Consider the following 13,031-nt stretch of genomic DNA (forward strand, 5'->3'; position numbering starts at 1 on the left):
GGCTTCGTGCACCGGCCCGTCAGGCGCCGCCCGCGCCGCGCGCGTGGCTGTCGTTGGATGCGGGCGCAACGATCTTCGCGAGCGTGGCGGGTGGCGCGGCTTCGGCTTCGGCTTCGCGACGCAGGAACGCGATCAACGGATCGAGCAGCCGGTGCCGCGCGGACGGGTTGCGACGCAGCACGAAGCGCCATGACGCATCGCGTGCGAGGCCCGGCACCAGCGGAACCAGGCGCCCGCTGCGCAGTTCGGGCTCGATCAGCGGCACGCGGCCGAGCGCGATGCCCGCGCCGCCGACCGCCGCGCCGATCACCTGGCTGAAACTGCTGTAACGGACGATCTTCGTCTCGAAGTCGTCCGGCAAGCCGAATTCCGATGCCCAGTTGTGCCAGTCGATCTCGGGGCTGTTCTCGTGCATCTCCTGCAGCAGCCGCGAGCGGCACACGTGCCCCGATGCGTACGGAAACAGCTCGGGGCTGCACACCGGGAACACCGTCTCCCGGATCAGCACGTCGTCGTCGTCCCGCAGCCGGTGCGCGGGCACGTGCACGATCGCCAGATCGACGCCGCTGCGCGCGAAATCCGGTTCGTCGTCGAGCACGACGGCGTGCAGCGGCGTTTCGGGATGAAGCGACGAGAATTCCGCGAGGCGGCGTGCGAGCCACATTGCCGAAAACGGCGCGTTGGCGGAGACGGTGAGCCGTTGCGCGGTGCCGCGAATCTCGGCGCAGGCGTCGGTGAGGCGCGACAGCGCATCGCTGACGGCCGGCAGCAGGCGCTCGCCGGCCGGCGTGAGGCCGATGCCGCCGAGCCCCGTGCTGCGTTCGAGCAGCCGCGCGCCGAGCGATTCCTCGAGCGCGCGAATCTGGTGGCTGACCGCGCTCGTCGACACGTTCAGCTCGACCGCCGCGCGCGCGAACCCGCCGAGGCGGACGGCCGCCTCGAAAGCCCGCAACGCGCTGAGGGGAGGGAGGTGCGACATGGCGGGTATTGTAGTTGACTCAACACCCGTTGAAAAATCATCTTTTGCCGCGCGCGGGCCGCGCGGGTAGCCTCGATCCGGTCAAGAAAAATGCAACCAGACACTACCGGAGGGCTTCATGTATTTCGACCGACGACTATGGGCAATGATGGCGGGACTGCGCTGGCGGGTCGCCGCGGCCGTCGCGCTCGGACTGCTCGCGATGGGTGTCGGGATCCTGCGCTTCGTGTTCCTCGGCCGCGTGCTGGCGCTGGTCTTTTCCGGCGCGCCGGCGCGCAGCATCGGCGAAGCCGTCGTTGCAACGGCGGCCTGCGTGCTGCTGCGCGCGTGGCTCGACCATCGCCGCACGGTGCTCGCGCAGCACACGGCCGGGCGTGTGCAGGCCACGCTGCGCGCGCGGCTGTTCGACCGGATCGCGGCGCTCGGCCCCGCATGGTTCAGCGGCGAACGCACGGGCGGCGTGATGCTGGCCGTCGTCGACGGCGTCGAGCAGCTGCAGACCTTTTTCGGCACCTACCTGTCGCAGCTCGTGATCGCCGCCTGCGCGCCGGTGATGATCTTCGCGGTGCTCGCGTGGTGGGACGTGCCGACGGCCGCCATCCTGCTGGTCGCGGCGCTCGTCACGCTCGCGCTGCCGCAACTCGTGCATCGTGCCGACAAGCGCGCGGCGCTCGCGCGCTCGGCCGCGTTCAAGGCGTTCGGCGAGGAGTTTCTCGACGCGGTGCAAGGCCTGCCGACGCTGAAGGCGTTCGGGCAAGGCACGGCGTTCGGCGCGAAGCTGGCCGCGAAGGCGCGCGCGCTGTCCGACAGCACGTTCTGGGTGCTCGCGCTCGGCCTGCTGACGCGGCTCTTCACCGATCTCGGCACCGGCCTCGGCGCGGCCGCCGCGATCGCGGTCGGCGCGTGGCGCGTGCGGCACGGCGACATGAGCCTCGAGGCGCTGCTGATCGTGCTGATGGCCGGCAGCGAGATCTTCCGGCCGCTGCGCGACCTGCGTTCGGTGTTGCATCAGGGGATGATCGGCCAGTCGGCGGCGAATGCGATCCATGCGCTGCTCGACGCGCGGAGCCACACGCCTTCCACCGATGCGCCGCGCGTGCAGGGCCTGCGGCCGGAGATCGCGTTCGACGCCGTCAGCTTCGCGTATCCGGGGCGTCGCGCCGACGCGCATGCGGCGCTGAGCTTCTCGGTTCGCGAAGGCGAGACGGTCGCCATCGTCGGGCCGAGCGGCGCGGGTAAATCGACCATCGTGCGCCTGCTGCTGCGCCAGCACGATGCGCAGGGCGGCGCGGTCCGCATCGGCGGCCGCGACGTGCGTACGCTCGATGCCGGCCAGGTGCGCGAGATGATCGCGGTCGTCGCGCAGGATGCGACGCTGTTCGACGGCAGCGTCGCCGACAACCTGCGGCTCGGCCGCCCCGACGCGAGCGACGCAGACATGATCGCCGCCGCGCGTGCGGCCAACGCGCACGATTTCATCTCGGCGCTGCCGGACGGTTATGCGACGCGCATCGGCGAACGCGGGCTCATGCTGTCGGGCGGCCAGCGCCAGCGCCTCGCGATTGCCCGCGCGCTGCTGCGCGACGCACCGATCCTGCTGCTCGACGAGGCGCTGTCGTCGGTCGACGCGGAGAACGAAGCGTTGATCCAGCAGGCCCTCGACCGGCTCACGCGCGGGCGCACCACGCTCGTGCTCGCGCACCGGCTGTCCAGCGTGATCGGCGCCGACCGCATCCTGGTGCTCGACCAGGGGCAGGTGGTCGACGAGGGCACGCACGCGGCGCTGATCGCGCGTGACGGCCCGTATCGCCGGCTGATGGGGCCGCAACTGGAAGCGGTCGCCGAATCGGCCGGCGTGGCGTCGACGGCCGGCGCGACCGCGCGCGCGTCGTCCGGCCCGCAGGTGCGGCCGCTGAACGACGATGCGGCGGAGATCGGCTGGCCGGAAACGCTGCGGACGCTGCTGCGGTTCGTGCGGCCGTGGACGGGCAAGGTCGTGCTGACGGTGCTGTTCGGGATCGGCCGCGTGCTCGCGTTCATCGGTGTCGGCGTGATCGGCGCGCTGGTGGTCGGTGCGGTACCGGGCGGCCATGTGAGCCCGGCGCTCGTCACGGCACTGCTCGTGATCGCGCCGGTGGCGGCCGTGCTGCACTGGCTCGAATCGTGGCTCGCGCACGACATGGCGTACCGGCTGCTCGCGGAAATGCGCATCGCGCTGTTCGCGACGCTCGAACGCCTCGCACCGGCCGGGCTGCTGCGCCGCCGTTCCGGCGATCTCGTGTCGCTCGCGACGCAGGACGTCGAGACCGTCGAGTATTTCTATGCGCATACGCTGGCGCCCGCGTTCGTCGCGGTGCTCGTGCCGGCCGCCGTGCTGGTGCTGCTCGCGTCGGTCGCGTGGCCGCTCGCGCTCGCGCTGCTGCCGTTCCTGTTGTGGGCCGGGCTTGCGCCGGTGCTGGCGCGGCGCGAGGTCGACCGGCTCGGCACCGGCGCGCGCGAAGCGCTCGGCCAGCTCGGCGCACACCTGACCGAGACGATCCAGGGGCTCGCGGAGCTGACCGCGTTCCAGGCCGTCGCGCGCCGGCGCGAAGCGTTCGTGGCCGAAGTCGATGCGTACCGGAAGCAACGCGCCAGGCTGCTCGACGACCTGTCGACGCAGAGCGCCGCACTGGAAGTCGCGAGCGGGCTCGGCGGGCTGGTCGTCGCGGCGCTCGGCGCGCTGCTGTGCGCGCGCGGCTGGTTTCCGCGCGAGTCGTTGCCGCTGCTGGTGCTGGTCGCGGTGGCCGCCTTCATGCCGGTTGCCGAAATCGGCCAGGTCGCGCGCCAGCTCGCCGACACGATCGCGTCGACCCGCCGCCTGCGCGCGCTGGAGAAGGAGCCCGTGCCGGTGACGGACGGCACGCATGCGCTGCCCGCCGATCCGGCGGTGCGCTTCGAGGCGACGTCCTTCACGTACCCGGGCCGCAGCGTGCCCGCGCTCGACCGCGTGAGCTTCGAGATGGCGCCCGGCAGCACGGTCGCGCTGGTCGGTGCGTCGGGCGCCGGCAAGTCGACGGTCGCGAGCCTGCTGCTGCGCTTCTGGGATCCGCAGCAGGGCCGCGTGACGCTCGGCGGCGTCGACCTGCGCGACCTGCGGCTCGACGACCTGCGGCAGCACATCGCGCTGGTTGCGCAGGATACCTACCTGTTCAACGACACGCTGGAGGCGAACATCCGGCTCGCGGCGAACGATGCGTCCGACGCGGACGTGCAGCGCGCGATCGAGCATGCGGCGCTCGGCGAATTCGTCGCGCGGCTGCCGGACGGGCTCGCGACGCGCGTCGGCGAGCGCGGCGTGCAGTTGTCGGGCGGCCAGCGCCAGCGCGTCGCGATCGCGCGTGCGTTCCTGAAGGATGCGCCCGTGCTGATCCTCGACGAAGCGACGTCCCACCTCGACACAATCAGCGAGCAGCAGATCCGCGCGGCGCTGGAAGACCTGATGACGCAGCGCACGTCGATCATCATCGCGCACCGGCTGTCGACCGTGCGTAATGCCGACCTGATCCTCGTGATGGAGCAGGGCAGCGTGATCGAGGCAGGACGGCATGCGGACCTGCTGGCGCGGCAGGGTGCGTATGCGCGGCTCGTGTCGCATCAGGCAAGCGGGGTGGCGGTGTAAGCGACGTCGCATCGGCGCGCGGGCCTCGCTTCCGGCAGCTCCGCGCGCATGCCGCAACATTCGTTGAGACACGCCGGCGGTAGCCTGCGTCGCGGGGGACGCCGCCCCGCCACGGCACCGTACCCGATCGCCGACGCTTCACGCTGACAAACCCAATGCGCGGGCCGCGACGATTGTTCGAGCGCTCGCGCCATCCTCCTCCTACCGTGCGTGGCGCCCCGGGCCAGCAAGCCGGCCCGGTCACCGCCAACTACGCTCAGGCGCCAACGCCGTTCGGCGCGGGTGCATCGCCCCGCGCCACACTCCCATTCTTCCGGTTTATCCGTGCCGCGCGCCCCGGGTTTGTTTCGATGCATTTATCCGTTGCGCGTTTTTTTGTTGTCGTAGTATCGCGGTTGACAACACTTGTTGCACTAAGGTCTAATTCGACATCGCATGTTGCGGTGCGGCTTGATGTCGTCGTTACCGCCGGCCGGCTGGCCGGTCACATCGCTCAATCATGCGGAGAGAAACCATGAGTCGCCGTTCCTTCCTGAAAGCCGTCGCGGTCGTTGCCGCGCTCGGCGCAAGCCTCGCACACGCGGATACCAGGACGCTCGTCGTCGGCACCGACACGTCGTTCATGCCGTTCGAGTTCAAGCAGGGAGACAAGTATGTCGGCTTCGATCTCGACCTGTGGGCGGAGATCGCGAAGGACCAGGGCTGGAAATACACGATCCAGCCGATGGATTTCGCGGGCCTGATCCCGGCGCTGCAGACGCAGAACATCGACGTCGCGCTGTCGGGGATGACGATCAAGGAAGAGCGCAAGAAGGCGATCGACTTCTCCGCTCCGTACTACGACAGCGGTCTCGCGGCGATGGTGCAGACCGGCAACACGACGGTCAAGTCGATCGACGACCTGAACGGCAAGGTGATCGCCGCGAAGACGGGCACCGCGACGATCGACTGGATCAAGGCGCACCTGAAGCCGAAGGAGATCCGCCAGTTCCCGAACATCGACCAGGCCTACCTCGCGCTCGAAGCCGGCCGGGTCGACGCGGCGATGCACGACACGCCGAACGTGCTGTTCTTCGTGAACAACGAAGGCAAGGGCAAGGTGAAGGTCGCGGGCCAGCCGGTCAGCGGCGACAAGTACGGGATGGGTTTCCCGAAGGGCAGCCCGCTCGTGCCGAAGGTCAACGCGTCGCTCGTGAAGATCAAGGCCGACGGCCGCTACGCGCAGATCTACAAGAAGTGGTTCGGCGCCGAGCCGCCGAAGATGTAAGCGCTACGGCGCACCATGGCGCGGCCGGGCGGCCGCGCCGGTCTTGAATCGAACGGGGAGCGACAAGTGAATTTCGATTGGTCGGCGATCTGGGCGGCGTTGCCGGACCTGATGGACGGGGTCCGGTTGACGGTGTTCATCGCATTTTTCGGGCTGGTGGGCGGCTTCATCGTCGGGATGATCGCGGGCATGTTCCGCGCATACGGACCGAAGGCGATGAACGTGCTCGCCCAGGTCTATATCGAGTTGATTCGCGGCACGCCGATCGTCGTGCAGGTGATGTTCCTGTACTTCGCGCTGCCGCTGCTCGCGCATATCCGCATCGACGGCCTGACGGCCGCGATCATCGCGATCACGGTGAATTCCGGAGCGTATCTCGCGGAAGTGGTGCGCGGCGCGCTGCTGTCGATCCCGAAGGGGCTGACGGAAGCGGGGCTCGCGATGGGGTTGTCGATGCCGCGCGTGCTGCTGAAGGTGGTCGGGCCGCTCGCGTTCCGGCGGCTGATTCCGCCGCTCGGCAACCAGTGCATCGTGAGCCTGAAGGACACGTCGTTGTTCATCGTGATCGGCGTCGGCGAACTGACGCGCAAGGGGCAGGAAATCATCGCGGGCAATTTCCAGGCGGTCGAGATCTGGAGCGCCGTGGCCGTCATCTACCTGCTGCTGACCGGCGCGATGACGCTGACGCTGCGGCTCGTCGAAAAGAGGATGAGAATTCTATGAGCATGATCGAATTCCGGAACGTCTCGAAGAGTTTTGGCCACGTGCCGGTGCTGAAGCACATCGACCTGAAGATCGACGCGGGCGAGGTGGTCGTCGTGATCGGCCCGTCCGGCTCGGGCAAGTCGACGATGCTGCGCTGTATCAACGCGCTCGAGAAAATCACCGGCGGCGAACTGCTCGTCGACGGCCAGAGCGTGCGCGGCAACGCGACGACGATCCGCAACATCCGGCTCGAAGCCGGCATGGTGTTCCAGCAGTTCAACCTGTTTCCGCAAATGACCGCGCTCGAGAACGTGATGTTCGGGCCGATCCAGGTGCGCGGCGCGTCACGTGCCGACGCACGCGACCAGGCGATGGCGCTGCTCGACAAGGTCGGCCTCGAATCGCGCGCGAATCATTACCCGTCGGAGCTGTCGGGCGGCCAGCAGCAGCGCGTCGCGATCGCGCGTGCGCTCGCGATCCGGCCGCGGCTGATGCTGTTCGACGAGCCGACGTCGGCGCTCGATCCGGAATTGCGCCACGAAGTGCTGAAAGTGATGCAGGATCTCGCCAACGAAGGGATGACGATGATCGTCGTCACGCACGAGATCGGCTTCGCGAAACGGGTCGGCACGCGCCTGCTGTTCATGGATCAGGGCGGCATTGCCGAGGACGGCCATCCGGTCGACCTGATCGACCGGCCGCCGACCCCGCGCCTGAAGGAATTCCTGAAACACGTGTCCTGAACGAAACCGAAATGGCCGACCTGCCGCTTTCCCTTACCCCTGTCATCGCCGGTGCACCGTTCGACATCGGCGTGCGCCTCGGCGAGCTCGCCCGTCCCGTGTTCGACGCGTACATGCAGCAGAGCAGCGCGTGGCAGGCCGTGCGCCGCTGGCGCGGCCATCCGTTCGTCGATGCGCTGCGGCAGGCGGCGCTGGCCGCGTACCCCGATCTCGTCGCGGAACTGGACGGGATCGCGGCGGGTGTCGGCTGGCCGGCCGAGGACATCTTCCTGTGGAACTGCCGCGGCGAGCTGATCCACAACGCGCCGGACGGCTGCACGACGCTGGCCGCGCGCGACGCGGGCGGCACGCGCTGGATCGCGCACAACGAGGACGGCGATCCGTTCCTGCGCGAACGCTGCCTGCTCGTCGACGTGCAGCCCGTGGGCAAGCCGGGCTTCGTCAGTTTCTACTACCCGGGCTCGCTGCCGGGGCACACCTTTGCCGCGAACCGGGCCGGCATCGTGCAGGCGATCAACAACCTGCGGATCAGGGCGCCCGCGCCGGGCGTGCCGCGCATGATCCTGGCGCGCGCCGTGCTCGATGCGGCGTCGCTCGACGAGGCCGCCGACGTGCTGCGCGTGAATGCGCGCGCGAGCGGCTTTCACCATACGCTCGGCGCGATCGGCGACACGCGGCTGCTGAGCATCGAGGCGAGTGCCGCGCGCTGCTCGGTCGTCGACGTGGCGACGCTCGCCGGGCACGCGAACCATCTCGTGCATCCGGGCTGTGAAGCAGAGGCGCAGATCGTCACGCAATCGTCGGCCGACCGCCAGCGCCGCGTCGACGCGCTTGTTCCCGGTATCGACGCGATCGATGAAGCCGCGCTGCTGCGCGTGCTCGGCGATCGTGCACCGGAAGGGCTGCCGATCTACCGCGACGATCCTGCGGACCCCGACGACGAAAATACGCTGGCCACGGCCGTGTTCGCGATCGGCGCGGCGTCGATCGACGTCACCATTCACCAACAAGGCACGCAGCGTTTCGCGACGCGCATCGTGCCGTCCGGACGCGCGCACGACGCATCCTGATTCATGAGGCAACGCATGACGACCGTTTTCCATCGCGCTCCGCGCACCACCTTGCCCGTCGCCGTCGAAGGCGACGGCATCGAGATCATCGACTCGACCGGCAAACGCTATATCGACGCGTGCGGCGGCGCGGCCGTTTCGTGTCTCGGCCACAGCAACCAGCGCGTGATCGACGCGATCAAGCGGCAGGCGCAGCAACTGGCCTACGCGCACACGTCGTTCTTCACGACCGACGTCGCCGAGGAACTCGCCGACCGGCTCGTCGAAGCCGCGCCGGCCGGCCTCGAACACGTGTATTTCGTGTCGGGCGGCTCCGAGGCGGTCGAGGCCGCGTTGAAGCTCGCGCGCCAGTATTTCGTCGAGAAGGGCGAGCCGCAGCGCCGCCATTTCATCGCGCGACGCCAGAGCTATCACGGCAACACGCTCGGCGCGCTCGCGATCGGCGGAAATGCGTGGCGGCGCGAGCCGTTCCTGCCGCTGCTGATCGAGGCGCACCACGTGAGCCCGTGTTTTGCCTACCGCGACCAGCTGGCGGGCGAAACCGACGAAGCGTATGCGCAGCGCCTCGCGGACGAGCTCGAGCAGAAGATCGTCGAGCTCGGCGCGGACAACGTCGCGGCGTTCGTCGCGGAGACGGTGGTGGGCGCAACGGCCGGCGCGGTGCCGCCGGTGCGCACGTACCTGAAGAAGATTCGCGCGGTGTGCGACAAGTACGGCGTGCTGCTGATCCTCGACGAGATCATGTCGGGGATGGGCCGCACGGGCTACCTGTACGCGTGCGACGAAGACGGCGTCGCGCCCGATCTGCTGACGATCGCGAAAGGGCTCGGCGCGGGCTACCAGCCGATCGGCGCGACGCTGGTGAGCGACCGCATCTACCGGACGATCGTCGACGGCTCGGGTTTCTTCCAGCACGGCCACACGTACCTCGGCCATGCGACCGCGTGCGCGGCCGCGCTCGAAGTGCAGCGCGTGATTGCAGAAGAGAAGCTGCTCGACAACGTGAAGGCGCGCGGCGAGCAGTTGCGCGCGTCGCTGCGCGAGCATTACGGCGCGCATCCGCATGTGGGTGACGTGCGCGGCCGCGGGCTGTTCGTCGGCGTCGAGCTCGTGCGCGATCGCGACACGAAGGCGACGTTCGATCCCGCACTGAAGCTGCACGCGGCGGTCAAGCGCGAAGCGATGCAGCGCGGGTTGATGGTGTATCCGATGGGCGGGACGATCGACGGCGTTCACGGCGATCACATCCTCGTTGCGCCGCCTTTCATTTGCACCGCGCAGCAGATCGACACGATCGTCGAGCGGCTGTCGGGCGCGATCGACGCGGCGCTCGCGTCGGCCGGCGCGTGAACGCATCCGCACCTCATCGGGACATGACCATGACAGACAGACTGCCGCCGTTCGATCTCGCGTCGGCCACCGACGCACAGAAGGCCGTGCTGGCCGACATCCTCAGCGGCCCGCGCGGCAACCTGAACGGGCCGTTTCTCGGCTGGATCGCGAGCCCCGAGCTGGCCCAGCACGCGCAGAAGCTCGGCGCGTTCTGCCGCTATCGCACGGGCCTGCCGCTGCGGTTGTCGGAACTCGCGATTCTCGTGACGGCCGCGCGCTGGCGCTCGCAGGCCGAGTGGCACATCCACCATCCGATCGCGCTCGAAGCGGGGTTGCCGGCCGCGACGGCCGACGCCATTCGGCTCGGCGTCGCGCCCGCATTCGAATCGGACGACGATGCGCTGATTCATGCATTCGCGTGCGAGTTGTACGACACGCGGCGCGTGAGCGACGCGACGTTCGAACGGGCGCAAGCGCGCTTCGGCCACGAAACCGTCGTGAATCTCGTTGCATTGCTCGGCTACTACGCGCTCGTCGCGATGACGCTGAACACGTTCGGCATGCGTGCGGACGGGCAGACCGAATTGCCGTTTCCGGAGTAAGGGCGGCGTTCCGGTCGTGCCGGAGCGGGGCGGCGATACGTCTGACGAACATCGTGACGACCTGCTGCCGGCACAATGCAACCAAATGTATTCATGCGGGATCGGCGGCCGATCGCCGCGTATGATGGCTTGTTCACGTCGACATGATCGGTGAGCAAGCATGACGAGTACCCGCAAGACCTTGATGATCGCCGGTGGGCTCCTGGTAGCCGCGGCCGGCACTGCCTACGTGATGCTCCTGCGCGCGGACCACCGTGCGATCGAAGACGCCGGCATCGGCGATTCGGCCGCACCGGCGGCCGTGGCACCCGCGAACAACGATCACGCGGTGCAGGGCGCCATCGCGCCGCCGGCCCCGGCGGCCCGGGCCGATACCGCATCGAAGCAGGCAGCCGTTTCCCCGCAGCCACCCGCCCCGGCAACTCCAGCACCTGCACCTGCACCCGCGCGTGTCAGTGCCGCACCCGCATCCGTCCCCGCCGTTCCTGTCGTCAGCGAGAAAGCGCAGCCGAGCGCGCCGCCGCCGAAGGTCAACGTCGTGACCGTCGATGCGCAGGATTCGACCCCGCCGGCCGCAGCGCCGGCTGCGAAACCTGCCCGGGCGGTTGCCCCCGCGCAGGTCACGCAACGCGCGCCGCGCAAGCGCGACGTTCTCGAACGCCACGCGGCCGCCGCGCCTTCCGCAACGAAATCCGAAACGCCGGAGACGGCCGCGCTCGTGAGGGAATCGGCGAAGCTCGATCCGTCGTTGCCGCCGCCTGCGTCGTCGATGTCGTCGACATCATCGATATCGTCGAGCGCCGGTTCGTACCGGCAGGGCGGTTCGTCGTCGGGCGCGAATCCGGTTGCCGCTGCGATGACCGAGCAACTGGTCAGGCAGTCGAGCAGTGTCAAGGCGCCGTCACCGGCGCCGGTGAACGACGCCCCGACCACGACCAAGTAACCGCGATCGCACCTGGAATAAAAAGGGCCCCGCACGCCGACCAAAGCATGCGGGGCCAAGAGAGACAAACTGTTGTGCCGATGTGCGACGCGCGTTACGCGGCGACCGCTTCCTCGGCCTGCGGCTGCGCGGCGGCAACCGGTGCAACGTCCTGCCGGATCAGGTGGTCGAACGCGCCGAGCGATGCCTTCGCGCCTTCACCCACCGCGATCACGATCTGCTTGAACGGCACCGTCGTCACGTCGCCGGCCGCGAACACGCCCGGCACCGACGTCGCGCCGCGCGCATCGACGACGATCTCGCCGTGCTTCGACAGTTCGACCGTACCTTTCAGCCATTCGGTGTTCGGCACGAGGCCGATCTGCACGAACACGCCTTCCAGATCGATGCGCTGCGTGTCGCCCGAGCGCAGATCCTTGTAGACGAGGCCGTTCAGCTTGCTGCCGTCGCCGGTCAGCTCGATCGTTTGCGCCTGCGTGACGATCGTGACGTTCGGCAGGCTGCGCAGCTTGCGCTGCAGCACTTCGTCCGCGCGCAGTTGCGCGCCGTATTCGATCAGCGTGACGGCCTTCACGATGCCGGCGAGGTCGATCGCGGCCTCGACGCCCGAGTTGCCGCCGCCGACCACCGCGACACGCTTGCCCTTGAACAGCGGGCCGTCGCAGTGCGGGCAGTACGCGACACCACGGTTGCGGTATTCGCGCTCGCCGGGCACGTTGATTTCGCGCCAGCGCGCGCCGGTCGCGAGGACGATCGTCTTCGCCTTCAGCACCGCGCCGTTCGCGAGGCGGATCTGGTGCACGTCGCCCGGAATCAGCGCATCGGCACGCTGCACGTCCATGATGTCGACGTCGTACTGCTTCACGTGCTGCTCGAGCGCGGTCGCGAACTTCGGCCCTTCGGTTTCCTGCACCGACACGAAGTTTTCGATTGCCATCGTGTCGAGCACCTGGCCGCCGAAACGCTCGGCGACGACGCCCGTCGCAATGCCCTTGCGTGCCGAGTAGATGGCGGCTGCCGCACCTGCCGGGCCGCCGCCGACGATCAGCGTATCGAACACCGGCTTGTTCTCGAGCGACTTCGCGGCACGTGCGCTGGCGCCCGTATCGAGTTTCGCGAGGATTTCCTTCACGCTGCTGCGGCCCTGGCCGAACGACGCGCCGTTCAGGAACATCGTCGGCACGGCCATGATCTGGCGCGACTCGACTTCATCCTGGAACAACGCGCCGTCGATCGCGACGTGGCGGATGCGCGGGTTGATCAGCGACATCACGTTCAGCGCCTGCACGACTTCCGGGCAGTTCTGGCACGACAGCGAGAAATACGTTTCGAACGCGTAGTCGCCGTCGAGCGCGCGGATCTGTTCGATCACGTCGTCGTCGAGCTTGATCGGGTGGCCGCCGGTCTGCAGCAGCGCGAGCACGAGCGACGTGAATTCATGGCCCATCGGGATGCCGGCGAAGCGGATGCCGGCCGGCTTGCCGGGCTCGCCGATCGAGAACGACGGCTTGCGCTCGGCGTCGTCGCGGCGTTCGGTCACGGTCACGCGATCCGTCAGCGACGCAATCTCGTTCAGCAGCGCCAGCAGTTCCTGCGATTTCGCGCCGTCGTCGAGCGAAGCGACGAGTTCGATCGGGCGCGTGATTTTTTCGAGGTACGCTTTCAGTTGGTTCTTGAGATTGGCGTCGAGCATGGCGTTTCGGATTCCGTATTGATGATTCTGGTCGGGCAC

The 13,031-nt window shown here is 68.5% G+C and carries 10 protein-coding genes; 8 read left to right on the plus strand and 2 right to left on the minus strand.

The annotated features are described in order from the left end of the window. Positions 1–19: 19 nt before the first annotated feature. The gene (locus ABY44_RS26015) at positions 20–979 is read right to left on the minus strand and encodes a LysR family transcriptional regulator (protein WP_060172544.1); all 960 of its coding nucleotides are present in this window, start codon (positions 977–979) and stop codon (positions 20–22) included. A 118-nt stretch (positions 980–1,097) separates the two neighbouring features. On the opposite strand from ABY44_RS26015, the gene ABY44_RS26020 reads away from it, so the two are divergent. The 8 genes from ABY44_RS26020 (at position 1,098) to ABY44_RS26055 (ending at position 11,299) form a co-directional block, all read left to right on the plus strand. Continuing rightward, complete coding sequence (locus ABY44_RS26020; protein ID WP_060172546.1) at positions 1,098–4,637, plus strand: ATP-binding cassette domain-containing protein; 3,540 nt, start codon at positions 1,098–1,100, stop codon at positions 4,635–4,637. 514 nt (positions 4,638–5,151) lie between these two features. Continuing rightward, complete coding sequence (gene glnH, locus ABY44_RS26025) at positions 5,152–5,904, plus strand: glutamine ABC transporter substrate-binding protein GlnH (RefSeq protein ID WP_027791282.1); 753 nt, start codon at positions 5,152–5,154, stop codon at positions 5,902–5,904. Positions 5,905–5,919: 15 nt separating this feature from the next. Next, complete coding sequence (glnP, locus tag ABY44_RS26030) at positions 5,920–6,627, plus strand: glutamine ABC transporter permease GlnP (protein ID WP_021160890.1); 708 nt, start codon at positions 5,920–5,922, stop codon at positions 6,625–6,627. Then, entirely contained in the window at positions 6,624–7,352 is a 729-nt protein-coding gene (gene glnQ, locus ABY44_RS26035; protein WP_027791283.1) for a glutamine ABC transporter ATP-binding protein GlnQ, read from the plus strand. The genes glnP and glnQ overlap by 4 nt, the downstream gene beginning before the upstream one ends. Before the next feature lie 20 nt (positions 7,353–7,372). Further along, complete coding sequence (locus ABY44_RS26040; RefSeq protein WP_060172574.1) at positions 7,373–8,422, plus strand: C45 family autoproteolytic acyltransferase/hydolase; 1,050 nt, start codon at positions 7,373–7,375, stop codon at positions 8,420–8,422. 15 nt (positions 8,423–8,437) lie between these two features. Then, on the plus strand, positions 8,438–9,772 hold the full coding sequence (locus tag ABY44_RS26045; RefSeq protein WP_060172548.1) for an aspartate aminotransferase family protein: 1,335 nt from the start codon (positions 8,438–8,440) through the stop codon (positions 9,770–9,772). 29 nt (positions 9,773–9,801) lie between these two features. Continuing rightward, positions 9,802–10,356: a carboxymuconolactone decarboxylase family protein gene (locus tag ABY44_RS26050; RefSeq protein ID WP_060172576.1), complete on the plus strand. Its 555-nt coding sequence runs from the start codon at positions 9,802–9,804 to the stop codon at positions 10,354–10,356. 160 nt (positions 10,357–10,516) lie between these two features. Next, positions 10,517–11,299 (plus strand): hypothetical protein, encoded by a 783-nt coding sequence (locus ABY44_RS26055; protein WP_060172551.1) that lies wholly within the window; start codon positions 10,517–10,519, stop codon positions 11,297–11,299. Between the two features lie 94 nt (positions 11,300–11,393). On the opposite strand, the gene ahpF is transcribed toward ABY44_RS26055, so the two are convergent. Continuing rightward, a complete protein-coding gene (gene ahpF, locus ABY44_RS26060; RefSeq protein WP_060172553.1) occupies positions 11,394–12,992 on the minus strand; it encodes an alkyl hydroperoxide reductase subunit F in 1,599 nt (532 codons plus the stop codon). Between the last annotated feature and the right edge of the window lie 39 nt (positions 12,993–13,031).

Source organism: Burkholderia sp. ZZQ-2 (genome assembly GCF_050768715.1).
GTDB lineage: Bacteria > Pseudomonadota > Gammaproteobacteria > Burkholderiales > Burkholderiaceae > Burkholderia > Burkholderia cepacia.

What these genes read in the sequence shown, in the direction of transcription:
- ABY44_RS26015 (WP_060172544.1), bottom strand. Translation starts at nt 979, where the DNA reads ATGTCGCACCTCCCTCCCCTCAGCGCGTTGCGGGCTTTCGAGGCGGCC.
- ABY44_RS26020 (WP_060172546.1), top strand. Translation starts at nt 1,098, where the DNA reads ATGTATTTCGACCGACGACTATGGGCAATGATGGCGGGACTGCGCTGG.
- glnH (WP_027791282.1), top strand. Translation starts at nt 5,152, where the DNA reads ATGAGTCGCCGTTCCTTCCTGAAAGCCGTCGCGGTCGTTGCCGCGCTC.
- glnP (WP_021160890.1), top strand. Translation starts at nt 5,920, where the DNA reads ATGGCGCGGCCGGGCGGCCGCGCCGGTCTTGAATCGAACGGGGAGCGA.
- glnQ (WP_027791283.1), top strand. Translation starts at nt 6,624, where the DNA reads ATGAGCATGATCGAATTCCGGAACGTCTCGAAGAGTTTTGGCCACGTG.
- ABY44_RS26045 (WP_060172548.1), top strand. Translation starts at nt 8,438, where the DNA reads ATGACGACCGTTTTCCATCGCGCTCCGCGCACCACCTTGCCCGTCGCC.
- ABY44_RS26050 (WP_060172576.1), top strand. Translation starts at nt 9,802, where the DNA reads ATGACAGACAGACTGCCGCCGTTCGATCTCGCGTCGGCCACCGACGCA.
- ABY44_RS26055 (WP_060172551.1), top strand. Translation starts at nt 10,517, where the DNA reads ATGACGAGTACCCGCAAGACCTTGATGATCGCCGGTGGGCTCCTGGTA.
- ahpF (WP_060172553.1), bottom strand. Translation starts at nt 12,992, where the DNA reads ATGCTCGACGCCAATCTCAAGAACCAACTGAAAGCGTACCTCGAAAAA.